Origin of the sequence: Pseudomonas sp. PNPG3 (assembly GCF_023093815.1) — a bacterium.
GTDB lineage: Bacteria > Pseudomonadota > Gammaproteobacteria > Pseudomonadales > Pseudomonadaceae > Aquipseudomonas > Aquipseudomonas asiatica.
On record NZ_JALLKV010000014.1, the window covers coordinates 98,340 to 122,785 of the forward strand.

A 24,446-nucleotide genomic window follows, 5' to 3' on the forward strand; every position below is an offset into this window, starting at 1 on the left:
CTCTTCGCGGGTAAACCCGCTCCCACAGGTACCGAGCAGGCCTCGGGCAATGCACTTTCCCTGTGGGAGCGGGTTTACCCGCGAAGAGGCCGGTACAGGCTGACTCAAACAATCAGGGCCCGCTGCACCTCGCCCACCGTTGTAGCCAGGCTGTTCAGGTGCAGGTTCAACACCCGCTCCACCGGCGCCTGGTCCAGCGGCCAGTGCAAGGCAATGCTCCCGGCCAGGCGCCCTTCGGCATGCACCGGCAGGGCAATGGCGCGGATCAGGAACGGCAAGCGCACCGGGTACTCCCAGTGCCCTTCGGTGCGCTGGCCGAACCCCTTGTTCGCTTCCTCCTCGATATCGCGCAGCACCGTCTCGTCGCCCACCCGCTCATGGGCCGCCAGGCGCTGCACTTCATCGACCGCCAACTCACCCAGGCATGCCCGTCCCATCGCCGAGTGGAACAGGCTGGCATGATGCCCGACGATCTGGCAGGTGTGCGGGTAACGCTTGCGCAATACTTGGGGCACAGCGCTTTCCATCACCTCCAGCCGCTCGCCGTCGAAACACGACAGGTCGGCCACCAGCCCGGTGCGCTCGCTCAATTCCAGCAGCATGGGCGCGGCGTGTTCCACCAGGCGCCGTTTGAAACGCAGTTGGCGGTCACCGAACAGGCGCCGCGCGCACAGCCGGTAACGCCTGTCGCTGAGGCCGCGGTAAACCCAGCCCTGCTCCTGCAAGGTGGCGAGCATGCGCGACACCGTGGCCTTGGGCAGCGCCGTCAGGTAATGCAGTTCTTCCAGGCCCAGCGCCTGGTGTTCGCCAAGCAGGTCGACGATGGCCAGCGCCCGTTCCACCGAACGCACGCCGCCACTGTCTGCCGTGATGCCCATGAGTGTGACCTCCCTGTAACTGGATGGTCAGGATAGCCAGCAAGATCCGCGCCTGCCCAGCGGTTTCATGGCGCTTGCAGGCTCCGGGGTGGGCGCCGCGCTACCCAACGGGTGAGCTGTTCATGGGCATGGGCCAGCTGCAACACCGCATGGTCAGCCTGGGCCGGGCCGATGATCTGCAGGCCCATGGGCAACCCGGCAGCGTTGAAACCGACCGGTACGCTGATGCTAGGCAAGCCGGCCAGGGTCGGCCCAATCACCACTTCCATCCAGCGGTGATAGGTGTCCATCGCCCGCCCACCGACCACCGTTGGCCACGGTTGCCATGCATCGAATGGGAACACCTGGGCCGATGGCAACAGCAGGTAATCGTAACGCTCGAACAGCTTGCCCAGCGCGCGGTACCAGTCGCTGCGGGCCACCGAAGCCTGGTACACCGCTGCCGCGCTCAGTTGCAGGCCACCCTCCACCTCCCACTGCGCCTCGGGCTTGAGCAGCGCGCGCTTGCCCGGGTCGGCATAGGCCGCAGCGAGGTTGCCGTGCACCAGGAAGTGGCGATGGGTCAGCCAGCACTGCCACAAACGCGCCATGTCGAACGCCGGCTGGCAGGCCTCGACCCGGCAGCCAAGTTCGGCGAAGTCTGCCAGGGCCGCTTCGCACAGGCCCAGTACCCCGTCATCCATCGCCAGGTAACCGTCGTAGTCGCCCAGCCAGCCAACCCGCACGCCGCGAAAATCGCGCTGCAACCCGGCGGCAAAATCGCGCCGGCCCTCGCCCAGCGACAACGGCGCCCGCGCATCGAAGCCCGCCTGGGTCGACAACAGCCGCGCCACATCCACCACACTGCGGCCCATCGGCCCCTCGGTGGCCAGCTGCTGCACGAACAGTTCCGGCGCCGGCCCGTGGGGAACGCGGCCCTGCGACGGGCGCAGGCCATACACGTTGTTGAACGCCGCCGGGTTGCGCAGCGAGCCCATCATGTCGCTGCCATCGGCGACCGGCAGCAGGCGCATGGCCAGCGCCGCCGCCGCCCCACCGCTGCTACCCCCGGCCACCTTGCCCGGGTCGTAGGCGTTGGTGGTGGTGCCGAACAGGGTGTTGTAGGTCTGCGAACCAAGGCCGAATTCCGGCACATTGCTCTTGCCCACGATCAGCGCACCACTGGCCCGCACCCGCGCCACACTGATCGCGTCCTGCTCGGGCACCTGCTCGGCGAACAGCGGCGAGCCCAACGTGGTGCGCAGCCCGGCAGTGGCAGCCAGGTCCTTGATCGCCTGGGGCATGCCATGCATCCAGCCGCGCGAATGGCCCCGGCCCAGCTCGCGGTCACGCTCATCGGCCTCGGCCAGCAGCGCCTCGGCCGGGCGCAGCGACACCAGCGCGTTTACCTGCGGGTTGAAGCGTTCGATGTGCGCCAGATAAGCCTGCATCACCTCCCGGCACGATATCTGGCGGGCATGGATGGCCCGGGACAATGCCTCGGCATCGAGGGCAACGATGGGGTCGATGGCTAGCGGCATCACGGTTTCACTCCAAGGTTGAAAGCGGCAGGCTTGCCCGCGCGTGGGGCTTCTTTCAGGCAATAGGTGCCCAGCAGTGTCAGCAGGCAGGCGAACAGCACGTAGAACGATGGCGCCACCGGGGTACCGAGCACCTTGCTCAGCCAGGTGACGATCAACGGGGCGAAGCCGCCGAACACCATCACCGCCACGTTATAGGCCACCGACACACCGGTAGAACGCACCTCGACCGGGAACTGCTCGGCCAGGGCCGTGGGCGCCGGCCCGAAGAAGCCACCGATGGCGGTGCACAGCAGCAGTTGCATCACCAGCAGGCGCTCCAGCGACGGCGCGGCAGCCACCCACACATACAACGGGTAGACCATGACGAAGAACGCCAGGGTGAAGGCCATCAGCACCGGGCGCCGCCCCAGCCGGTCAGACAACGCCCCGGACAGCGGGATCACCACGGTCATCAGCCCAACCGCAAGCATCTGCACCAGCAGCACCTGGTCCAGCGGCAGCCCGAGGTTCTTGTGGGCGAAGGTCGGCATGTTCACCAGCACCACGTAGAACGACACCGTCGCGCCACAGGCCAGACCCATCGATACCAACAGGCTGCGCCAATGCTCACGCAGCACCTGCCACAGGCTGGGCGACTGGCCCTTGGCCTGGCGGCGCGCCTCGATGAATTCCTCGGGCTCTTCCATGTGCTTGCGAATCCACAGCCCCACCGGGCCGATCAGCAGGCCAAGCACGAACGGGATACGCCAGCCCCAGCTGTCCAGCGCCGCTGGCGTGCACAGGTGGGTGACCAAGGCCACCATCGCCGCCCCGGAGAACACCGCCAGGCACTGCCCCACCAACTGCCACGAGCCATACAGGCCCTTGCGGTGGGCCGGCGCGCTCTCCACCAGAAAGGCCGTGGCGCTGGCGTACTCGCCGCCGGTGGCAAAACCCTGCAGCATGCGCGCCACCACGATCAGCATCGGCGCGGCCATGCCGATGGCCAGGTAGTCGGGTGCAAAGACGATCATGGCAATGGAGACGGTCATCAGCCGGATGATCATCTGCATCGCCGCCTTGCGGCCTTTGCGGTCGGAATACATGCCCAGCAGCACGCCGCCCACCGGGCGCATGAAAAAGCCGACGCCGAAGGTGGCCAGGGCCATCAGCAGCGAGGCGTATTCGTCGTCGGAGGGGAAGAACTGCCGGGCGATGATGCTGGCCAGAAAGCCGTACACGATAAAGTCATACCACTCCAGGGCGTTGCCGATGACGGCGGCGACCACTTGCCGGGTACGCGACACGCCGGTGCTCGAAGTCTGCATAGGAAACACTCCACACAATGATTGGGTGATCGCCCAGGCGCGGTCGCGCCCGGGTTCCAGCGGCAGTCGTCAAAAGGAAAGGTCAGGCGGGCGCGAGCCAGCGCTCTGCCAGCGCGCCCCAGTAGGCGGCGCCGGTCAGCAGGATGTCGTCGTTGAAGTCGTAAGCCGGGTTGTGCACCATCGGCCGCGATACGCCATTGCCGATGAACAGGTAGGCGCCGGGGCAGCGTTGCAGCATCCAGGCGAAGTCTTCGCTGCCCATCAGCTTGCGGGTGTTGCCATCCACTGCCTCGGCACCGAGCAATTCCACTCCCACCTGCCGGGCGAAGGCGTTTTCCGCGGCATGGTTGACCAACACCGGGTAGGCCGGGCGGTGTTCTAGGGTGGCGCGGCAACCAAAGCTTTCGGCCTGGCTGACGATAATGGCCCGCACCCGCTCCAGGGTCTGCGCCCGCACCTCGGCGTTCAGCGCGCGCAGGCTCAGGCGCAGCAGCGCCTGCTGCGGAATCACGTTGGCCGCTTCGCCGGCCTGCAAGGCGCCGACGGTAACCACAGCCGCCTCCTGCGCATCGATATTGCGCGCCACCACGGTTTGCAGGGCCATCACCACACTGGCCGCCGCCACCAGCGGGTCGACGGTCAGGTGCGGCATCGAGCCATGGCCGCCAACCCCGTCGAGGGTCACCGTGAGCAGGTCTTGCGAGGCCATCATCGGCCCCTCGCGAAAGCCCAGGTGCCCGGCCGGCAGCCCGGGCATGTTGTGCATGCCGAACAGTGCATCGCAAGGGAAGCGCTCCAGCAGGCCGTCGGCCAGCATCGCCTCGGCGCCACCCTGGCCCTCCTCGGCCGGCTGGAAGATCAGCGTCAGCGTCCCGTCGAACTGCCGGGTGGCCGCCAGGTAGCGCGCGGCGCCAAGCAGCATGGTGGTATGCCCGTCATGGCCGCAGGCGTGCATGCAGCCTTGGTGCTGGCTGCTGTACGCGGCGCCGGTGGCCTCGTGGATGGGCAACGCGTCCATGTCGGCGCGCAGGCCCAGGCGGCGTGGGCTGCTGCCATTGCGCAGTACGCCGACCACGCCGGTCTTGCCGATACCGGTGTGCACTTCATAGCCCCATTCTTCGAGCAGCTGGGCAACCAGCGCCGAAGTGCGGCTTTCTTCGAACCCCAGTTCCGGGTGAGCGTGGATATCGTGACGGATTGCGTGCAGGTCGCTGGCCACATCGTTCAGCCAGGCCAGGATGTGCTGATGTCGGGACATGTAGAGTCTCCTCGCGCGGGTGATTTCCCGTTCTTGTTGTTCGCCTTGAGGTCACGACGGGTGAGGCAGGTCGTGCTTGGCTGACAGATAAGCGCGAGGAGCGATGAAGCACAATCGAATCTGGTTTCGCACGGTGGAACCGAAACGTGGCTTGCCGGGGAGGTAGTCACTTTGGCGGCCCTACCTGCTGGCCGTAACCATCTCATCCAGACGCACGAGATGGCCGCCAGTGTTCCAGCTGAAGCGCCGCGCCACTTTTGAACCCCCAAGGCATGGGCAATCCAGGGTGTTCCACCACAGGTACTTGGACTTGTAAGTCGCATCGATGATGGTGTGCGGCAGGCCGTCATCGCTGTTCAGGTACTCGGTCATCTGGCCGCGGGCATCGAATTCGGCGAGCAGGTTGCCCTTGTCGTCATAGCGCGCTTGCCAGGTGCTGCCATCCGGTTAGCTGACCTGGGTCACCAACGTGGTCAGGTGGTGATATTCGTAGGTGGTCTTGCGGCCCAGCGGGTCGGTTTCTTCCAGCAGGCGGGCTACCCAATTTGAAATCTGTGCGAATCTCAAACCGGCAAGTAAAAAGTTTAACCAATACCTCGGCAAAGCCCCATTCGAAAAGCCCCAATGCTCAACGAAGCTTGGCAATTAACTCATCACGAGGTTTGGTGTCTTCCAAAAATGTTGCCATCCAAGTATCCATTACCTCAAATATATCAATCCCCAACTCTGGAACCATAGGATCTTCATGCCACCAAATCAAACCCTCTGTATCATTATCCTTGTCACCATCTACCGCGACATAGTCTCCGCCACCGTTTGAAAACACCGTAATCCAACGTTCAGCAAAAGAGTCATCCTCCTCATCAACCAAATTCGAAACACGTGATTGGTCACCAAGACTTTGCGGCCCCATTGAACGAGCAGGAAAAAACGTGTACCCATTGTGCACGTCCCGATAAAAATCTTGAAACCTGGCTGGAAGATGCTTGAACTCTCCATTATCAGTAGCGCCACCCTCCACAGGCACCCCGCCCACGTAATAATAGAAGCCGTTTACATCGTGAAAAACATATACTAATTCAATACTATCACCTAGCATCAATACCGTGCCCAGCAAGCTATCGTTGAGCAGCGAAATTACGGACGGGAATTCACTTGAAAAAGACTTCCAACCTTGAGGATATACAGGCGAACCCTCAAGGGCCAACCCAAACTGCTCCCAGCTTTTAGGCAATGCGACATCTGAGGGAACATCCATGCGACTAAAGCATATTTTATAATCAGAAAAAGTATTGCCGATGTCTTGAACAATATCATTAAGCGTAATCATTTCATTCTCCTAGAAGAACCCAGAAATCATTTCTTGCAATTCAACCTATAATTTCGCCGCCCGCTCCATCATACTACTTCTGAAGCCAAAATGCAGGAAGTGGCCGAGGGCGTTTTCGATGCGTTGCAGCGGCACTTCGCTGTTGGTGTCTGGCACTTCGCCGAAGTAGAAGAACAGGTTGTCGAGGGTTTGCAGGATGTAGTGGCCACCCTCGGCGCACACCAGGTACACCTGCTTGTGCGGGTTGTAGATGCGTTTGCCGGTATATGCCGTAAAAATATTGGCTCCGCCAGCACTTTGGCAGAGCCAGTCCATTTTTAACTGTTAAAGATCACGCCATCAAAATCTTACAACACAAATTTACGCAGAAAATAATTCTCGGGAAAACTCGAAGACACAGACATTTAATCCTTAAACTGCAGCCCGCGAACCAAGCCATTCTCAAAAACAGACTTGACGCGAGCAGTCACCACAATCGTAGGGCTTTCCTCTTCAGCCCTAACGACATCACTAGAAAGTATCGCCTCATTATCCAAAACTATCTTACTGAACCACCTCGGACCATCTGGCATATAGCTAAGTAACGGCTCACTAACAGACTCCGCAGTCATAGCTAAAGCTCTGCAGCTTGCTGTGCCCCGAGCGCTTCTCGATCAGGTTGCCCCACGGATCGTAACGGTACTCCTGATCCCGCCACTGTTTGATCCGGTTGTCCTTGACCTTGTCGAACTGCCGCGCGTTGAAGTCCAGACGGTTGGATGCTGGGTCGTAGCGAAACTCTTCGCTGCCCACCAATGATCCAGTATCGCGGCCACGCAACTGCCCGTTCGCTTCGTATTCGTACTTGATCTCGCCACGCAGCTTGTCGAGCGTGCGCACCAGTTCACCTGCCGGGTCGTACTGATAGCGACGGTGGATCGGGTTGTAGGCGTGCTCCACCAGCAACGAGGTATTGATGCCAGTGTTGTGCACTTGCGACAGCTTGTCCGCCGGCAGCATCGATGCGTATTGCCAGGCCTTGCGCCCCATGGCGTCATAACCGAAGCAACTGGTGAGCTTGCCTTGGGTCCGGTACACCTCGCGGTGCAGGTCGTCACGCTCCATGTCGCTGATCACCTGACCGTCCAGGTTCAGCTGGTGCAGATGCCCACTGCCGTAGTACAGGTGGTTGACCTTGCGGCCATCCGGCAGGGTCAATGTGGTCAGGTTGCTGAGCGGGTCGTATTCATAGTCCAGTGCGCCACCCGGGGTCAGCTCCTGCGTCAGTCGTCCGAGCAGGTCGTAGCTGTAGCTCAATGTCTCTTCGGTGATCCCCAACTGCTTGCCCGCACTGCTCGGCTGGCGCTGAATGCTCAGCAGCCGATCGGCATCGTCGTATTCGAAATCCTGTCGGGCATCGCGGTTGACCTTGGCCATCAGCCGGCCAATGGCATCACGTTCGAACAGCGTGTTGCGCTCTGGCCGCTCGCCGTTGTCGCCGTAGCCAATCTCGTCCATGCGCACCAGATGGCCGCCAGCGTCGTAGCCAAAGCGCCGGGTCAGGCTGTCGACCCGCACTTCTTCGCTCAGCCGGTCCGAAGCGTCGTAGGCAAAGCGGTAGGCTGCACCGTTCTCGTTGACCAGTGCGGTCAGGCGCAGGGCCTTGTCGTACTCGTAACGGACCCACTCGCCCTTGGCGTCCTGGCGGCTGCTCGGCAAGCCGCGCGAGGTGCGCTGCAGGCAGGTGGTCTGGCCTTTGCCATCGGTGTGCGTCAGCACCTGGCCGAGGGTGTTGTAGGTGAAGCGTTCGGCAGTGCCATCCGGGTGATGGATGCGCAGCACTTCACCGTCGGGTTTGCGTTCCAGCGAAGTGGTCTGGTTCAGCGCATCGGTCACCGCGATCAGGTGCTGGCGTTCGTCGTAGCGGTACCAGGTGCTCTTGCCCGAGCAGTCCTGATAACGCTCGACCTGTGCCAGGGTGCTCCACCGTAGGTACTTGGACTGGTAGGTCGCGTCGATGATGGTATGCGGCAGGCCGTCATCGCTGTTATGGCTCGGTCAATAGATCGGACAAACCCAATGCCCCAGGTCATTTGCCTTTATAACTAAAAAGAAATGGGGCTAAATCAGCCCCACTGAATCGATCATGTTTTTAAAGATCTATGCCCTCGAAGCATTAAATCATCAGGAAAAATAACGACCACAGCCCAGCTCAAGCAGCTCAATCACATTTTAAAACTCAACAAGCAACCAGTTCAAAATCAAGATGACTCACATCGGAACCATCAGCAACTACTGGCAGAACTGGGACAGAGATAAACTCGAGTCCATATCCGTATTCCGAACCATATTCACGAAGCCCTGCATATCCCTTGATGGACAAACTATAAATACCAGGCTCAACATCAATATAATCATTACTCGGAAGTCGAGAAGCATACTCGGCTTTGTAATTTAGGAAAAAATCTTCATCCCAGTCAAATAGCGCATTGAGATCCGAAACAATCAGGACACCAGAAACTATTACCAAAGGAAGTCCTGAATACTCGAATACCGGCTCAGGCAAATCATCCACCCCCACATTTTGACACTCTGTAAAAACAGAGTATTCTTGCTCCGAAATTTGGTATATAGGAAAAACCACCCCCTGTTCAATCGCCTGCCGCCCAAGCGCTTCGTCTTTCAAAAAAGCATTAAAGATATTTGCATCTGTTAACCCTTTGCTTTTTATGAAAGCCGCAAATTGTACCGGATCAAACAATACTATTCCTGGAGCATACAGCTCTATCAACGCACTCCGTTTCATTACCCGCATCCTCCTGCAGAATTGTTACCACTGCCTTTGCCAAGCGACTTAGTTAGGGCCTCACCAATAGTTACATCTTTCGCAAGCACTTGTCCGGTACGAGGAATTTTTAACGTGCCCTTTTGAGGGAACCCCTCGTAAGCCTTGTTTAGCTTCTTAACCAATTCTTCAGACGTCCCTTCAAACTTCTTGTTAAACGGTACACCTTCTTTCTTTATTGCATCATGGAATTGCTGATGTAGCTTATCAGAACCTTCAATCTCATTGGGGAACCATGATGGCGAGTCGAGCTTGGTACCTAGCTCTGGGAACCCATGGGTGTTTGCATGAGCACGGGGGAACGGATGGTGCCCCATACCGTCAGGTTTCAAGGGCTTCCAAAATGGCATCCACCCCCAAGGATCGATCCAGGATAGTGGATTTGGGACATATTGATATAAATTCAGACCACCATTGAGGCCAATAGGATCCTGAGTGCAAAACCTACCTATTTGCGAATCATAATAACGAAAAGTATTATAATAAATTCCCGTTTCAACATCATAGTATTGACCTTGAAAACGTAGGTTCTGCTCAACTCTATTGACGGTTATCTGCTCTATCTCACCCCATGAGCGATACGTCGCCTGCCAGACGATCTTGCCGTCACTGTTCGTAAGCTCCAACGGCGTACCAATCTGGTCAGTATGGAAGTAATAGAGCTTCTGCTCTTCCCCCTCCACCTGATCGATCCGCGCCAACGGCGCATAGCTGCCCGGCTCATACAGGTACAGGATGCTCTGCCCCGGCGTCTCCTCATGCAGCATCCGCAAGCCTTGCCAGAGGAAGCGCTTCTGTTCGACCTGGCCATTGATCTCCGCCTGCTTGGCCACCCGTCGCCCAAGGCTGTCGTACCGGTACTGCCCGGTACTCTCCAGCTTGCCGTTGACCACAGTTTCCGCCCGCACCAGCCGGTTCTCGCAGTCATAGCTAAAGCTCTGCAGCTTGCTGTGTCCCGAGCGCTTCTCGATCAGGTTGCCCCACGGATCGTAACGGTACTCCTGATCCCGCCACTGTCTGATCCGGTTGTCCTTGACCTTGTCGAACTGCCGCGCATTGAAGTCCAGCCGGTTGGCCGCCGCGTCGTAGCGGAACTCCTCGCTGCCCACCAGCGAGCCGGTATCACGGCTGCGCAACTGCCCGTTGGCTTCGTACTCGTATTTGATCTCACCCCGCAGCTTGTCCAGCGTGCGCACCAGTTCACCCGCCGGGTCGTACTGATAGCGACGGTGGATCGGGTTGTAGGCATGCTCCACCAGCAGCGAGGTATTGATCCCAGTGTTGTGCACCTGCGAGAGCTTGTCGGCCGGCAAGTTCGAGGCAAACTGCCAGGCCTTGCGCCCCATCGCGTCATAACCGAAGCAGCTGGTGAGCTTGCCCTGGGTCCGGTACACCTCGCGGTGTAGGTCGTCACGCTCCATGTCGCTGATCACCTGGCCATCCAGGTTCAGCTGGTGCAAATGCCCGCTGCCGTAATACAGGTAATTGAGCTTTCGTCCATCCGGTAGGGTCAGCGTGGTTAGGTTGCTGAGCGGGTCATAATCATAGGTGACTGCGCCGTCTACCGTGATTTCTTTGATCAGCCGGCCGAGCAGATCGTAGGCGTACTCCAGCTTCTCTTCCGTGATCCCAAGCTGCTTGCCGATCCCGGTCGGTTGCCGCTCGATGCTCAGCAACCGGTCGCCGTCGTCGTACGCATAGTCTTGACGCGCATCGCGGTTGATCTTGGCGACCAACCGGCCAATGCTGTCACGCTCGAACAGCGTATGCCGCTCCGGCCGCTCGGCATTTTCGCCATAGCCAATCTCATCCAGTCGGGTCAGATGGCCACCGACGTTGTAGCTGAAACGCCGGGTCAGGTTATCCACCCGCACTTCTTCAGTCAGCCGGTCCGAAGCGTCGTAGGCAAAGCTGTACGTGGCGTTGTTCTCATTGACCAGCGCGATCAGGCGCACGGCCTTGTCATACTCGTAGCGTACCCGCTGGCCCTTGGCATCCTGGCGGCTGCTCGGCAGGCCACGGGCCGTACGCATCAAACGGGTGGTCTGACCTTTGCCGTCGGTGTGGCTGATTACCTGGCCGTAGACGTTGTAGGTGAAGGTTTCCGCAGTACCGTCCGGGTGGCTGATACGCAGCACTTCGCCGTCGGGCTTGCGCTCCAGGGTGGTGGTCTGGTTCAGCGCATCGGTCACCGCGACGAGGTGCTGGCGTTCGTCGTAGCGGTACCAGGTGCTCTTGCCCGAGCAGTCCTGATAACGCTCGACCTGGGCCAGGGTGTTCCACCACAGGTACTTGGACTTGTAAGTCGCATCGATGATGGTATGCGGCAGGCCGTCATCGCTGTTCAGGTACTCGGTCATCTGGCCGAGGGCATCGAATTCGGCGAGCAGGTTGCCCTTGTCGTCGTAGCGCGCTCGCCAGGTGCTGCCGTCCGGATAGCTGACCTGGGTCACCAGCGTGGTCAGGTGGTGATATTCGTAGGTGGTCTTGCGGCCCAGCGGGTCGGTTTCTTCCAGCAGGCGGGCGTATTCATCGTACTTGAAGGCGAGCCGGTTGCCGTCCGGCAAATCCAGGCCAACCATGTTGCCCTGCTCGTCCAGCTCGATGGCGTAGCGTTCGCCACCGTAGTCACGGCTGGCGAGCACGCGATGATCGGCGTTGTACTGCACTTCCAGCTCGCGGCCGAGCACGTCGGTGGCCCAGCTGGTGCGGGCGTCGAGGTCGTAGCGGAAGTGGTAGTGCTCGCCATCGCTGGTCCAGTGCTCGACCACGCGCGGCTTGTCGCCGAGGGTTTCCCAACGGTAGTGGCAGCCCAGGCCCAGCGCGTTGCTGTGGGTTACCATCAGGCCTTCGGCGTAGCTGAAGTTGCGCACGGTGCGTGCCGTAGCGGTTGATTACCGTCGTCAGCTAGCCGTGCTCGTCGTAGCGGTACTTACCACGCGCTTGATGTCGGTCGGGCCAAGGGCATTCTCGTCGCGGTGCAGCGGTATCTCAGCGTTAATGTCTTGTACTTCGTCAATAGGACTGAGGTTTACGCCTCAGTCCTTGACACTCTGGGTTTTTAAGGAGCATTTGGATACACAATCGCCTTCACGGCGTGAATCAAACTGCTTCAACTTCCTTGAAATCCAAACCTTTCAAGCCTATCCGCTTTGCCGCCTCTAAAAACCTATCAGACACATAAATAGAAAGTGGGTTTTCAGCTACGCGAAAAACGTCGAACCCCTGTACTGCCTGATGATTCAATACTAGCTTGTAAACAACCAGGCCGTTAGGGTACTCATCAAATTCCGACAGTTCTTTATTAAGTGCGCCATCAATTTTCGCATCAACCACTACACCTAAATGATCTGGGTTTGGGGATAGAACATCTACATCCACAAAAGAGTCAGAAGCTATAGATTGAAGAAGGCTTTTAGCCTTGGACGTCAAAACAAGCACGGGACTGAAGAAAGTAAACACATCAGAGCCATCCTTTTTTCTCTTGTCGTCAGAGTTAAACTCTAACTCATACTGCCTGGAAAACACAGCACTGGAATCTTTACCAAAGGCATACTGCTGTGCGGCATCATACAAGGCCAGTTCGTCTCCCTTACCGACAAGTGTTTTAAATTCATCGCTCTGAGTTATATAATAATATTTCATAATCATCCAAAAATGTCTTTCCAGCTGGACTCTCTAGGAGCATTCAATAATTTTTGCCGGATATTTCCTATCGCTTTGAGCACTGCATCCTTACCACCTGCGGCATCGGCATTTGCTATAATTTTATTGACAGATTCAAAGTAACTATTAGGATGCTTCCCGTTGTGCAGTATCCCTGGCACACTGATATCAGTGTTAAATCTATTTGGCAAGAAAACCCCGTTAGCCGCGCCGTCAACGTCAATTCCATGCTTATTCAAAATTGCCCTAGCAGGGGCGGCGAGTTTTGCGCTATCTCCGACAATATGGTGGGCCGCGGTGTTTTGAGGTCGCGCCACACCGCTACTTTCCAGATTTTTCCCCAGCGCTTTTGAGCACCAGCCCAAGGGGTCTATCCAGCCAATAGAATTCGGAGCGTAGCTATATAAGTTTCTCCCACCAGACAAACCAATTGGATCCTGAGTGATAAACCTACCAACTTCCGGATCGAAATACCTAAAGGTGTTGTAATGCAGCTCCGTTTCACAATCTAGATACTGCCCCTGGAAACGTATGTTCTGCATGACCTTGTTTACCGTCAGCTGCTCTATCTCGCCCCATGAGCGATAAGTCGCTTGCCAAACGATCTGCCCGTCGCTATCGGTCAATTCCAGCGGCGTACCAATTTGGTCGGTATGGAAGTAATAAAGCTTCTGCCCTTCCCCTTCCGCCTGATCTACCCTCGCTAACGGCGCATAGCCACCCGGCTCGTACACATACAAGATGCTCTGCCCAGGCGTCTCTTCTCGCAGCATCCGCAAGCCTTGCCAGAGGAAGCGCTTCTGTTCAACCTGGCCGTTGATCTCTGCCTGTTTAGCCACCCGCCGTCCAAGACTGTCGTACCGGTATTGCCCAGAGCTCTCTAACTTGCCGTTGACCACCGTTTCAGCCCGAACCAGACGGTTCTCGCAGTCATAGGCAAAGCTCTGCAGCTTGCTGTGCCCCGAGCGCTTCTCGATCAGGTTGCCCCAAGGATCATAGCGGTACTCCTGGTCCCGCCACTGCCTGATCCGGTTGTTCCTGACCTTGTCGAACTGCCGCGCATTGAAGTCCAGGCGGTTGGCTGCCGGGTCGTAACGGAACTCTTCGCTGCCCACCAGCGAGCCGGTATCGCGGCTGCGCAACTGCCCGTTAGCTTCGTATTCGTACTTGATCTCGCCACGCAGCTTGTCCAGCGTGCGCACCAGTTCACCCGCCGGGTCGTACTGATAGCGACGGTGGATCGGGTTGTAGGCATGCTCCACCAGCAGCGAGGTATTGATCCCAGTGTTGTGCACCTGCGAGAGCTTGTCGGCCGGCAAGTTCGAGGCAAACTGCCAGGCCTTGCGCCCCATCGCGTCATAACCGAAGCAGCTGGTGAGCTTGCCCTGGGTCCGGTACACCTCGCGGTGTAGGTCGTCACGCTCCATGTCGCTGATCACCTGGCCATCCAGGTTCAGCTGGTGCAAATGCCCGCTGCCGTAATACAGGTAATTGAGCTTTCGTCCATCCGGTAGGGTCAGCGTGGTTAGGTTGCTGAGCGGGTCATAATCATAGGTGACTGCGCCGTCTACCGTGATTTCTTTGATCAGCCGGCCGAGCAGATCGTAGGCGTACTCCAGCTTCTCTTCCGTGATCCCAAGCTGCTTGCCGATCCCGGTCGGTTGCCGCTCGATGCTCAGCAACCGGTCGCCGTCGTCGTACGCATAGTCTTGACGCGCATCGCGGTTGATCTTGGCGACCAACCGGCCAATGCTGTCACGCTCGAACAGCGTATGCCGCTCCGGCCGCTCGGCATTTTCGCCATAGCCAATCTCATCCAGTCGGGTCAGATGGCCACCGACGTTGTAGCTGAAACGCCGGGTCAGGTTATCCACCCGCACTTCTTCAGTCAGCCGGTCCGAAGCGTCGTAGGCAAAGCTGTACGTGGCGTTGTTCTCATTGACCAGCGCGATCAGGCGCACGGCCTTGTCATACTCGTAGCGTACCCGCTGGCCCTTGGCATCCTGGCGGCTGCTCGGCAGGCCACGGGCCGTACGCATCAAACGGGTGGTCTGACCTTTGCCGTCGGTGTGGCTGATTACCTGGCCGTAGACGTTGTAGGTGAAGGTTTCCGCAGTACCGTCCGGGTGGCTGATACGCAGCACTTCGCCGTCGGGCTTGCGCTCCAGGGTGGTGGTCTGGTTCAGCGCATCGGTCACCGCGACGAGGTGCTGGCGTTCGTCGTAGCGGTACCAGGTGCTCTTGCCCGAGCAGTCCTGATAACGCTCGACCTGGGCCAGGGTGTTCCACCACAGGTACTTGGACTTGTAAGTCGCATCGATGATGGTATGCGGCAGGCCGTCATCGCTGTTCAGGTACTCGGTCATCTGGCCGAGGGCATCGAATTCGGCGAGCAGGTTGCCCTTGTCGTCGTAGCGCGCTCGCCAGGTGCTGCCGTCCGGATAGCTGACCTGGGTCACCAGCGTGGTCAGGTGGTGATATTCGTAGGTGGTCTTGCGGCCCAGCGGGTCGGTTTCTTCCAGCAGGCGGGCGTATTCATCGTACTTGAAGGCGAGCCGGTTGCCGTCCGGCAAATCCAGGCCAACCATGTTGCCCTGCTCGTCCAGCTCGATGGCGTAGCGTTCGCCACCGTAGTCACGGCTGGCGAGCACGCGATGATCGGCGTTGTACTGCACTTCCAGCTCGCGGCCGAGCACGTCGGTGGCCCAGCTGGTGCGGGCGTCGAGGTCGTAGCGGAAGTGGTAGTGCTCGCCATCGCTGGTCCAGTGCTCGACCACGCGCGGCTTGTCGCCGAGGGTTTCCCAACGGTAGTGGCAGCCCAGGCCCAGCGCGTTGCTGTGGGTTACCATCAGGCCTTCGGCGTAGCTGAAGCTGCGCACCGTGTCGCCGTTGCGGTTGATCACCGCGCTCAGCTGGCCGTGTTCGTCATAGCGGTACTGGGTGAGCGTTTCCACCGCTTCGTTGTTCACCACGCGCTTGATGTCGGTCAGGCGACCCAGCGGGTTGTCGTAGTGCAGGTGCACGCGGGTACCGCCGGTGGCGCTGATGTCGGTCAGCGTACCATCGGGCGTGCGGGTGAAATGCAGGAAGTGGCCGAGGGCGTTTTCGATGCGTTGCAGCGGCACTTCGCTGTTGGTGTCTGGCACTTCGCCGAAATAGAAGAACAGGTTGTCGAGGGTTTGCAGGATGTAGTGGCCGCCCTCGGTGCATACCAGGTACACCTGTTCGTGCGGGTTGTAGATGCGCTGGCCCGGTTGCAAGGTCACGAACGGGATTTCGCGGCCCTGGTTGTCGGTGAGGTAGATGAACGAGCCCTGGCGGCGCAGGCTCTGCTCCCAAGGCAGCACCCAGCCGCGACCGAGCACGCTATCGACAGTCAGGTCGCTGGCGTAGAAGCGTGACCACTCGATCGGCATCAGGCCAGGCAGGCTGAAGTCGATTTCGTCGGGGATCAGTTTGCGGCCGGTGGTGAGGTCGACCGGGTTGCCGACCAGGCCGCCGATGGCCCTGCGGGCGACGGGTTCGACCACGTAGCGGCTGGCTACCTCGCCAGCGACGAAGCCGGCGGTGAACTTCAGGGCGCAAGGCATTATGGCTTTCATGCCGGCTTGCGTACCGGCCTTGATCAACTGCGCGATACCACCCGCGGCACCGGCGATGGCCATCAGCACATCCACGGTGGTGCGCAGCCACTCCGGGATCTCGTCATCCACTGGCAGATAGCGGTAGGTGCCACCGCCGATGATGACGTTGTCCGACCCACCGGAAATGGTCGCGCCGCAGGTCAGCTTGTCGCCCTTGCGTGCAGCCGCGACGCTGTTGATGAAGACATTGGTCGAGCCTTCGGCGATCTGCACCGGGCCAGGGTGCTTGTCGCAGGCACCGATGCTTTTTTCGACGCGGGCGGCCTTGCGGCTGTTGATGAAAACGTTGGGTGAGGCAGTGGTTATCGTCCCTGAGGGGGACGAGAACATACTGCCTATCGCCTCTCCGGCGGCGGTCAGCAAGCTGCCTCCGATGCCGGCTGCGAGGCCGGCCAGCAAGGCCACGCCGAACCCACAGGTGAAGGTGGCGATGGCCACCGTGGCCACCAGCGCGATGCCCAGGGCTGCCCCGATCAGGAAGCCCCCCAGCGCGCTGGTGTGCGATATCTCGTCGCCGAACCTGGCCGCTTCGAACATGAGGGATTACTCCTGTTCGCCGGACTCGGCGCTGGTTACGGACGGGGCTCGCGGCGTGAAGCTGGCCAGCAAGTTGTCCCAGTCCTGGTTCTGCTGGGCACTGAAGTCGGCCTGTGCGGTGGTGGAAAAGATCAGGGCACGCCCGGGGCTGATGATGAAAGCGGCCTGGCGCTGATACAGCGGGCGGCCCTGGTTCATGTAGTAGGCGTCGATCTGGATGCCGGCAATGGGTGCGGTAGCCGAGAGCGAGACGGCCTTGTTGCCCATGCGGGTGTAACCACGCAGCTTGGAGGTGAGCATCTTCACCTGGCGATCGACATAGGCCTGCAGCGCTTCGTCCGGCAGCAAGGTGTCACGCGAGATGGTGATGCTCAACGGTGCTGGAACACTGGCACCCAAGACGAACATGTTGACCGTGCGGTCCTCGAAACCTGCCGGCAGCGCGATGCCGCCTTCCTGCAACTCGTAATCCATGCGATGAAAATTCCTGATAGCGAAAAAATCGGGTGTCAGCCCTGCGCGAAGCCATCGAGCATGCGGTCGAACTCGGCCAGCCACTGGCTCAGGCCCGGCTTGCTTGGGTCGATCACGCTGGAAATATCCAGCCATTGCAGCGACTGGCTGCCGGCGATGGGCACCAGCGCGCCGACCAGGCGACCGTGCCGGGGCTCGTGGCCAGCATTGAAGTGGAAATCCAGGACCTTGGCCGGGTTGCCAGCCAGGAGGCAATCACGTTGACGAATCACGCGCAGTTGCGGGTTCAATTCGCGCAAAGCCTGGATCGCGCCGTCGAACAATTGCTCCAGCGGCTGCCTGGCGCGTACATCACGGCGGCGGATGCTGAGGCTGATCGGCTCGCCTTCATGCTCGATGGTGGTCTGGATGTCGCGAAAGCGAAAGCCGATCGGAAACTGCAGAGTGAAACCTGCGAAGGTGAAACCGCTGCCCACATCCTGCAACGCGGCTGGCACCGGTTCCGGCTCGGGCACAGGCTCAGGCACATGAGCGGCTTCCGCCAACCTGGCCAGCCGCGCAGCCTCCTCTTGCGCTTCGCGCCTGGCAGAGATGCGGTCGTAGATCGAGGGCTTGTACATGAACCTTGCCTCAGTCGTTGATCCGCACTGCAGCGCCAGTGATCTGGGTGGTGTCGGTGCTGGTGGTCACGATGACCTTGCCTTTGATCTCGATGCCTTCCGGGGTCAGCGTGATGCTGCTGTCGCCCACCTGCAGGATGATGTGCTGCTTGGCGGCCACCTGTATGAACTGGTTGTCGACCTGCAGGGTGTAGGAACCTTCGGTCACTTGCACCATGGTGTCTTTCTTGACCGTTTCGGTGTGCGTGCCGCCCACCGTAATCGTGCGGTTGTTCCCCACATCATGGGTCTCATCCAACTCGATCTCGGTATCCATGTTGCGCTCGGCATGCATGATGATCTGCTCGGCGCCAGCCTTGTCCTCGAAGCGGAAGAAGTTGGCGGTACCGCCGTCGCCCTTCATCGACCGGGTCAGGAAACCACTCTGGGTCTTGTTCGCCGGCAGCGACCATGGCGGGGTGTTGGTGCTGTTGTACAGGCTGCCCATGATCAGCGGCCGGTCGGGGTTGCCGTCGAGGAACACCACCACCACTTCGTCGCCTACACGTGGGATCTGGATGCTGCCGAAGCCGCCGCTGGCACCGGACTGGGCGACGCGTACCCAGCACGAGCTGTGGTCGTTGTACTTGCCATTGCGGTCCCAGTGGAACTGGATCTTCACCCGGCCCAGCTCGTCGGTGAAGATCTCCTCACCCGGTGGGCCGACGATGATCGCGGTCTGCGGGCCGGCGATGGTCGGCTTGGGCGTGCTCAGCTGCGGGCGGAACGGGATCTTCTTGCGCACGCAACTGAAGGTGTTGAAGTAGCTGGCCTGCTGGCCGGTAAGGTAGTTGTTGTGGCCTTCGCTTTCCACGCTCATCAGCAGGAACTGGCGGTCTTCTACCGGGCCCTGGTCGTGGATGTAGTGCTGCAGCAGCTCGAAGGTGTAGCCCGGCTTCATGGCCCGACAGTTACTGGCACCTTCGAATTTCTTGCCGCGTAGCTCCAGCGCCTCGATGCGCAGGCGCAGCAGGGTTTCGCCCTCGTCGTAGGTGCCGTGGGTGTACTGGCCGGGGAAGTCGTAGATCTCGAAGTTCTCGACATCGCCCTGCTTGTTCACGCTGTTCAGCGCCACCGGCAGGCGGTTGTTGGGCTGGCGGTAGTCGAAGGTCTGCGTGGCCATCTTGCCGGATTGCAACTGGCGGTTGCCGCTCCACTGGGTGATGGAGTCGGCAGTCTCGGTGACCGAGGCGCTGTGGAAGCGGATTTGCGGTTGCTCGGGGATGTCCACCAGCGTGCTGGAGTCATCGCAGATGATCATGGTGTGGCCTTCGGCGGTGTGCTCGAAGTAGTAGAACATCCCCTCTTCCTCCAGCAGGCGCTGGACGAAGTTGAAGTCGGTTTCACGGTACTGGGTGATGTAGGTGTAGCGCTTCTGCGGACGGGTCAGGCGGAACTCGTGACGAGAGAACGCCGGGCACAGGGCGAACACTTCGGTAACCACTTCCTCGACCGTGTTGCCCTGGAAGATCCGCGTGTCGAAGCGGTTCTTCAACATCGAGAACCACGGGTTGAGGGTTGCGGTATAGCGTGCCATGCCGCCGTCGCTGCCAATGCTGGCAAAGCGTGTGAGGTAGCCGGTTATGTAGCGCGGGCCGCCTTCGGCCAGTTCGATCTCGATGCTGACATGCTGGCCCATCATGGATTTGAGCGGCACGCCGGAGTCTTCGCAGACCAGCAGCAGTTCGTAGTTGAACGCCCGCGACAGGGCTTCGGTGCCCTTGAAGGTTTCCAGCAGCAGTTCCTGCTCGGGGTTGGCCAGGTTGTGAAACTTGAACAGGCGGCGGTTCTGCGGCGACAGCAGCGCGGAGGCCAGGTCCATGATCATGCGAAATCTCCTTGAAAACACGGCCAGCACGCGCTTGCGATGCTCAGCTGCAACCCTGATCTTGCGGGCGTATTCTGCATGCGCGCATAACGCGCGTGCTCTGCGGAATCATGCGACTGCCTGCAGAAAGGAAAGTGCCATCATGCATTGAAATTAATGCGACATGGTTCACATTCCCGAATGCCAGGCAGGCAGAAAGGCCCAAAGGAAACACCGGCAAAAGCTGCCCTGTCAAATCACTACAGGCCTAGAAAAACCGGCTAATACCGCCCTGCAAGGCAATGTCATATCGCCATCTTTAATATTCCTCACTGGCGCCCGGAAGCGCTCCGGCTACCGCCGAACGGCCCGTCGCAGAAGGTTCTTGAGGTGTCGATCAGAGCCTATGCCTGACGGCTCCAACTCGAACTGCCTCTCTACCTGACGCATCAGCTCCACTGGCGGAGAAAAATGTTTCATAACGTGGATTGGTTCAAATTTTTCGCCACTGACCAACTCCGGCAAATGGCCATCGCGAACGCAGCCGTAATGGCACTTGCGGGATGCGGCCAGCCACAAAACCGTGCAGCGATGCTCGATTGCCATCATTGCCGCGCACGCCTGTCATGAGAACAATGGGCTCTCCGCCGGACTTCGCCCCCATCCTGAGGTCTGACGCGACATGCTGCGCTCGCCGCCGAGCGCCGCCACTTCCATGGACAGTGAAGCGAAAATGGATCTTTTAGCCAACATCCCCAGTTGGGGAGACATCGAACGCAATCTCGAGCAGAAATTCAGCGAGCTCAACCAGAGCGTCGATAGCGGCCTGAACAGCGCCCATGAGGCCTGGGACGGTTTCAGCCGGCGAGTGAGCAATGGCGCCAACCAGGCCTATGGCTACCTCGGTGGCCAGCGTATCGACAACGTGCGCCAGGCCATGGCCCTGTCCTACCCGATCATTCAGGACAACCTCAAGCGCAAGTGGTCCTCGATAGGTATCGAGCAAATCCTGCCGGTGCTGCTGCAACTGGTCAAAGAGGTGTCGATGATCCTCGGTGGCAGTGTGGCGGTCGGTACACTGGCCGGCGGCGTGGCCGGGGCGTTCGCGTTCGGTGTTGGCGCGGCACCTGGGGCCGTGGCCGGCGCCGGCATTGGCCTGCAGGTCGGCAACCTGATCCTCATGGGCCTGGGGCTGTCGGCGATTGCCGAGTATTTCTACCAGGGCCTGCCGGCCTGCCTGTCGACCTTGCAGCAAGGGATGGCCACGGCCTGGTTCGCCGAGGATGGCCTCAAGCCTGCTGGCCTGGACCCGAGCGGCGGTTCCGCGGCGCAGGCCCAGGAGCGTGTCGAGCGTGCGGCGCGCCAACTGGCTCGTGGGCAGGAGCAGTTGGTGCTGCTGTTGTTGACTGCAATCGTTACCTATCTGACTCGAGGGCAGATGAAGGCTGGCGTGATGAGCAGCATGGAAAGCATTGCCGCCCGGAGCGCTCGGCTGCAGGCCGAGATCTCCAACAAGCAGCTGGCGGCCTGGTTGGCGAAGAATGAGCAGAAGCTGTTGGCGCAGCCAGATTTGCAGCCCAGAGAGGCCGCACCGATCTCTCGTGCACAAGCGCAACCGGAGCCATTGCGACCACTACCCGATCGACCGCCCATTGCTCAGGCACCGGATAAGCCAGGCTTAACGGAAGTTTCCCGTAGGGAGTACCTGAACAAGAAGTTCGCTCGAACGGGTAACTTGGCACAGGACATCAACATACGAGGCAACCAGGAAACTGCTGTAAACTTCTTCAAGTCACAGGGCTATAAGCCTGCCGACTACGAAGGCTACATGAACGGCTTGGACTTCACTCAACCAGTCTTCACGGAAACAATCAACCGGGGCAAGACACTTTGGCAATTCCAGGTGCCCGGCGGCCGGCAAGGCATGTGGTACTCTCCTACCCCAGACGTGGTGCCAGGGCAACTGGGGATCAACCCGCTTGGCCAAATCTACAAAACGGAAACCATCGTGCCCAAGATCGTGAACGTCTACCAGAGCACTGAGAAGGTCACGCTGCTGAGGAGCACCTCGGCACCGGTACTGGATACCTGGTCCGTCCCTTCCCAACCCTATAACGCCATTGGCGGTGCTCGGCAGATGACCTCTGGCCAACGCGAGCTCTTCAAACTGATAACACCAGGTGCATTATGAAACCCACAACCCCCCTCGGCTATGTACAGAAGGCTATCGACATCACCGCGCAGCGGAACAAGGCCTGTCCCGCTTACCCCATTTATGGGATGCTACTAAACCAACTTGACTATGTGAAAGCCGTGTTCGAAGGGCGTGAGCAAGATAAATCGAAACTCCACCAACTCAGTATCGGTGCCATTGCCTCAAAAGAATTCGAAGAAAATGACCCCGAGTTGGCCAGAGCACTGAAAGACGCCTATTACGTAGCCATCCAGTCGGCTCGTGGCCTCAAAATTCAACTGCCCGATTGATTGCCTACGTTCAATCAGGCCAGCCACTGTACATCGAGCGCAGTCACTGACGAAAGCTACAGACCCTACCCCCAGCAGGCTGAGCCACGATGGACATTAACCCACTCCGGCAAAAATCGTAGCGCTCCATAAACCCCACCTTTTGGAAGCCGGGGTGGTGCGTCAGCGATGCATACGATTAAGCCAAGAGGTGGGTCATCCGCAAGCTGCGTCCCGACGGGATAGACTTGCCTACCTGGCCAAGCGCCCCCAGGCTGCAGTTGTTCTGGGTCAATGATGACCGGGTGTGCTTCAAGCCGGATCACTACATTCAAGTTGGTAAGCCCAGGTGATTAACTTGAAACCTACTACACCACTCGAGTATGTAGACAAAGCGCTCGCACTCGCCATTGACCGCCAAAATCGCATCCCTGGCTTTCCTGTCTACGCCACCGTCATCGATCAGTTAAAGTACATCAGGGCCGTGTTCGACGGTACGGAGAAGGATAAATCGAAGCTGCACAGACTGACGATTGGTGCTATCGCGGCTAAAGAATTTGAACCCACGGACGAAGCCCTCGCCGAGGCATTGCTTCATGTTTATTACATTGCAGAGCAATCCGCCAACGGCCTAAAGATTCGCCTGCCTGGAGAAAAATAACTACCGTGGGGACGCCGACCGCCAAACGGCTGAGGTTTCCACTGCGGCCGTGGGAGGTGTACCACAACCTGATATGACAGGAACCCCACCATGAATCCAGCTGCACTGAAACACGCGGCTATGGCGCTGCGCAAGTTGCTTGAGCACTATCAACATCAAGAGCGCGTTGCGGCCCTATTGCTTGAGGAACTGGATGGCCTGCTCAAGCGTGCCATGAATGAAGAAATCACCATCAGGAAATGAAGCCGGTGCTAACGAATTCTGGATCCCTGGTGGCAAGCTACCTGACGGCAACAGTGAAGCCGTCATAGACGCGGCGGGTATTGCCGCCAAGATGTTCAATACCGCTCCCCTTTTTGAAGGCACCCTATGAAATTCAAAGATCTTTTCATCAGTCGTCAACACATGTTCTCTGTCGGCATCGAAGAAGACGCTGGTCAGTATTACGTTTCGTTCCCCGTCAGCAACGGCATGGTTGACTACGAAGAATATTACGCCATCGCTCCAGCTACATTTGATGCCTTCATGGACGACCCTGATTCGGCGCTGGCTTTCGTGATAAAATGCCGCAAAAGACAACTCGACGAATTACTGATCATCAAGCCAGGAAAAAATCGGGGCACGGCCATCTAGTGCCACATAGATAAATGCTGACGAAATCCGACATTGCATGAACGTTTGACCCTACCAACAAATGAGTGGCGCCCTCTTACGCTGCGGTGAAGTGGTGCAGTTCCTTATCCCAATCAGGACTGACCATGAACACCGAAACACTCAAGCAGAAATTACTCAAGCTTCGCTTGAACATCGACAGCCTGAAGGCGCAAGACCCTGCCGCGATGAAGCTGAGCGTCGAACTGGAGCTACTGCTGAAAGCCGCAGGCCAATAGCCCCATGCCTCCAAGTGAACACCGCCAAGAATCAAGCACATATCGATACAACTCATGCACATCACGTGGACCGAAATCCATTCCGTGGAACGATGCAAATAACCTGTACCGGAAATAACCTTTCAAACTAATATGAGTAGGTGAGAGATGAAACCAGCCACACCACTGGAGTATGTAGATAAAGCAATTGCGCTGGCGATTGACCGACAAATCGCATTCCTGGCTTTACGGTTTACGCGACTATAGTCGACCAGTTAAATTACATCAGGGCAGTTTTCGACGGTACCGAAAAGGATAAATCCAAGCTGCACAGGCTAACGATTGGAGCTATTGCATCGAAGGAGTTCGAGGAAAATGCCCCGGAGCTGGCCAGGGTATTGAAGGACGCTTACTACGTGGCCATTCAGTCGGCCCGCGGCTTGAAGATTCAACTACCTGATTGAACTCGGCCACTAGCGAGTTCATACCTTGGGATGGTCTGAAGTAGCCCCTGTTTTCCGGCTACTTCGCCATCGACACTTTCAA

21 protein-coding genes and 4 pseudogenes are annotated in these 24,446 nt (G+C 58.9%); 8 read left to right on the forward strand and 17 right to left on the reverse strand.

Features of this window, described 5'->3' with window-relative positions; genetic code table 11:
- Positions 1-104 precede the first annotated feature (104 nt).
- From MJ643_RS12165 to tssI, 17 genes and pseudogenes are all read right to left on the reverse strand, one after another.
- A complete protein-coding gene (locus MJ643_RS12165; RefSeq protein ID WP_013972733.1) occupies positions 105-878 on the reverse strand; it encodes a helix-turn-helix domain-containing protein in 774 nt (257 codons plus the stop codon).
- A gap of 65 nt (positions 879-943) precedes the next feature.
- The gene (locus MJ643_RS12170; protein WP_013972734.1) at positions 944-2,398 is read right to left on the reverse strand and encodes an amidase; all 1,455 of its coding nucleotides are present in this window, start codon (positions 2,396-2,398) and stop codon (positions 944-946) included.
- Positions 2,398-3,708 (reverse strand): citrate-proton symporter, encoded by a 1,311-nt coding sequence (locus MJ643_RS12175; protein WP_208209662.1) that lies wholly within the window; start codon positions 3,706-3,708, stop codon positions 2,398-2,400. The genes MJ643_RS12170 and MJ643_RS12175 overlap by 1 nt, the downstream gene beginning before the upstream one ends.
- A gap of 82 nt (positions 3,709-3,790) precedes the next feature.
- On the reverse strand, positions 3,791-4,966 hold the full coding sequence (locus tag MJ643_RS12180) for a M20 aminoacylase family protein (protein ID WP_208209663.1): 1,176 nt from the start codon (positions 4,964-4,966) through the stop codon (positions 3,791-3,793).
- Positions 4,967-5,146: 180 nt separating this feature from the next.
- A complete protein-coding gene (locus MJ643_RS12185; protein ID WP_023662900.1) occupies positions 5,147-5,338 on the reverse strand; it encodes a hypothetical protein in 192 nt (63 codons plus the stop codon).
- Positions 5,339-5,401 (reverse strand): annotated as a pseudogene (locus MJ643_RS31480) (hypothetical protein); the annotation flags it as partial.
- A 12-nt stretch (positions 5,402-5,413) separates the two neighbouring features.
- The gene (locus tag MJ643_RS12195; RefSeq protein WP_023662901.1) at positions 5,414-5,533 is read right to left on the reverse strand and encodes an RHS repeat domain-containing protein; all 120 of its coding nucleotides are present in this window, start codon (positions 5,531-5,533) and stop codon (positions 5,414-5,416) included.
- Positions 5,534-5,594: 61 nt separating this feature from the next.
- Entirely contained in the window at positions 5,595-6,296 is a 702-nt protein-coding gene (locus MJ643_RS12200; protein WP_023662902.1) for an SMI1/KNR4 family protein, read from the reverse strand.
- 45 nt (positions 6,297-6,341) lie between these two features.
- Positions 6,342-6,611, reverse strand: a complete 270-nt coding sequence (locus tag MJ643_RS12205; RefSeq protein WP_023662903.1) for a hypothetical protein — start codon at positions 6,609-6,611, stop codon at positions 6,342-6,344.
- A 288-nt stretch (positions 6,612-6,899) separates the two neighbouring features.
- Positions 6,900-8,324, reverse strand: a pseudogene (locus MJ643_RS12210) (type IV secretion protein Rhs); the annotation flags it as partial.
- 190 nt (positions 8,325-8,514) lie between these two features.
- Positions 8,515-9,081, reverse strand: a complete 567-nt coding sequence (locus tag MJ643_RS12215) for a hypothetical protein (RefSeq protein ID WP_023662905.1) — start codon at positions 9,079-9,081, stop codon at positions 8,515-8,517.
- Positions 9,081-12,134 (reverse strand): annotated as a pseudogene (locus MJ643_RS12220) (RHS repeat-associated core domain-containing protein); the annotation flags it as partial. The pseudogene MJ643_RS12220 and the gene MJ643_RS12215, both read right to left, overlap by 1 nt.
- 88 nt (positions 12,135-12,222) lie before the next feature.
- Complete coding sequence (locus tag MJ643_RS12225; RefSeq protein WP_087503438.1) at positions 12,223-12,771, reverse strand: DUF1629 domain-containing protein; 549 nt, start codon at positions 12,769-12,771, stop codon at positions 12,223-12,225.
- Positions 12,768-16,967, reverse strand: coding sequence for an RHS repeat-associated core domain-containing protein (locus tag MJ643_RS12230; RefSeq protein ID WP_247726815.1), 4,200 nt, complete (start codon positions 16,965-16,967; stop codon positions 12,768-12,770). The genes MJ643_RS12225 and MJ643_RS12230 overlap by 4 nt, the downstream gene beginning before the upstream one ends.
- 6 nt (positions 16,968-16,973) lie before the next feature.
- A complete protein-coding gene (locus MJ643_RS12235) occupies positions 16,974-17,441 on the reverse strand; it encodes a DUF1795 domain-containing protein (protein WP_003260502.1) in 468 nt (155 codons plus the stop codon).
- Between the two features lie 35 nt (positions 17,442-17,476).
- On the reverse strand, positions 17,477-18,061 hold the full coding sequence (locus tag MJ643_RS12240) for a hypothetical protein (RefSeq protein ID WP_013972739.1): 585 nt from the start codon (positions 18,059-18,061) through the stop codon (positions 17,477-17,479).
- A gap of 10 nt (positions 18,062-18,071) precedes the next feature.
- Positions 18,072-19,928 (reverse strand): type VI secretion system Vgr family protein, encoded by a 1,857-nt coding sequence (gene tssI / locus MJ643_RS12245; RefSeq protein WP_013972740.1) that lies wholly within the window; start codon positions 19,926-19,928, stop codon positions 18,072-18,074.
- A 712-nt stretch (positions 19,929-20,640) separates the two neighbouring features.
- On the opposite strand from tssI, the gene MJ643_RS12250 reads away from it, so the two are divergent.
- The 8 genes and pseudogenes from MJ643_RS12250 (at position 20,641) to MJ643_RS12280 (ending at position 24,364) form a co-directional block, all read left to right on the forward strand.
- Positions 20,641-22,098: a polymorphic toxin type 46 domain-containing protein gene (locus MJ643_RS12250; RefSeq protein ID WP_024087173.1), complete on the forward strand. Its 1,458-nt coding sequence runs from the start codon at positions 20,641-20,643 to the stop codon at positions 22,096-22,098.
- Positions 22,095-22,391 carry an immunity protein Tsi6 family protein gene (locus MJ643_RS12255; RefSeq protein WP_003248391.1) on the forward strand — a complete coding sequence of 99 codons (297 nt, stop codon included), beginning with the start codon at positions 22,095-22,097 and terminating at the stop codon, positions 22,389-22,391. The genes MJ643_RS12250 and MJ643_RS12255 overlap by 4 nt, the downstream gene beginning before the upstream one ends.
- A 337-nt stretch (positions 22,392-22,728) precedes the next feature.
- Positions 22,729-23,031, forward strand: coding sequence for an immunity protein Tsi6 family protein (locus MJ643_RS12260; RefSeq protein WP_024087174.1), 303 nt, complete (start codon positions 22,729-22,731; stop codon positions 23,029-23,031).
- Positions 23,032-23,121: 90 nt separating this feature from the next.
- Entirely contained in the window at positions 23,122-23,274 is a 153-nt protein-coding gene (locus tag MJ643_RS12265) for a hypothetical protein (protein ID WP_023661188.1), read from the forward strand.
- Positions 23,249-23,404, forward strand: a complete 156-nt coding sequence (locus MJ643_RS12270; protein WP_155252251.1) for a hypothetical protein — start codon at positions 23,249-23,251, stop codon at positions 23,402-23,404. Before MJ643_RS12265 ends, MJ643_RS12270 begins: the two co-directional genes overlap by 26 nt.
- Positions 23,401-23,664 (forward strand): hypothetical protein, encoded by a 264-nt coding sequence (locus MJ643_RS12275; RefSeq protein ID WP_024087175.1) that lies wholly within the window; start codon positions 23,401-23,403, stop codon positions 23,662-23,664. The genes MJ643_RS12270 and MJ643_RS12275 overlap by 4 nt, the downstream gene beginning before the upstream one ends.
- A gap of 125 nt (positions 23,665-23,789) precedes the next feature.
- On the forward strand, positions 23,790-23,921 hold the full coding sequence (locus MJ643_RS31485; protein WP_279592158.1) for a hypothetical protein: 132 nt from the start codon (positions 23,790-23,792) through the stop codon (positions 23,919-23,921).
- A gap of 147 nt (positions 23,922-24,068) precedes the next feature.
- Positions 24,069-24,364: pseudogene (locus tag MJ643_RS12280) on the forward strand (immunity protein Tsi6 family protein).
- The last annotated feature ends 82 nt before the right edge of the window (positions 24,365-24,446 follow it).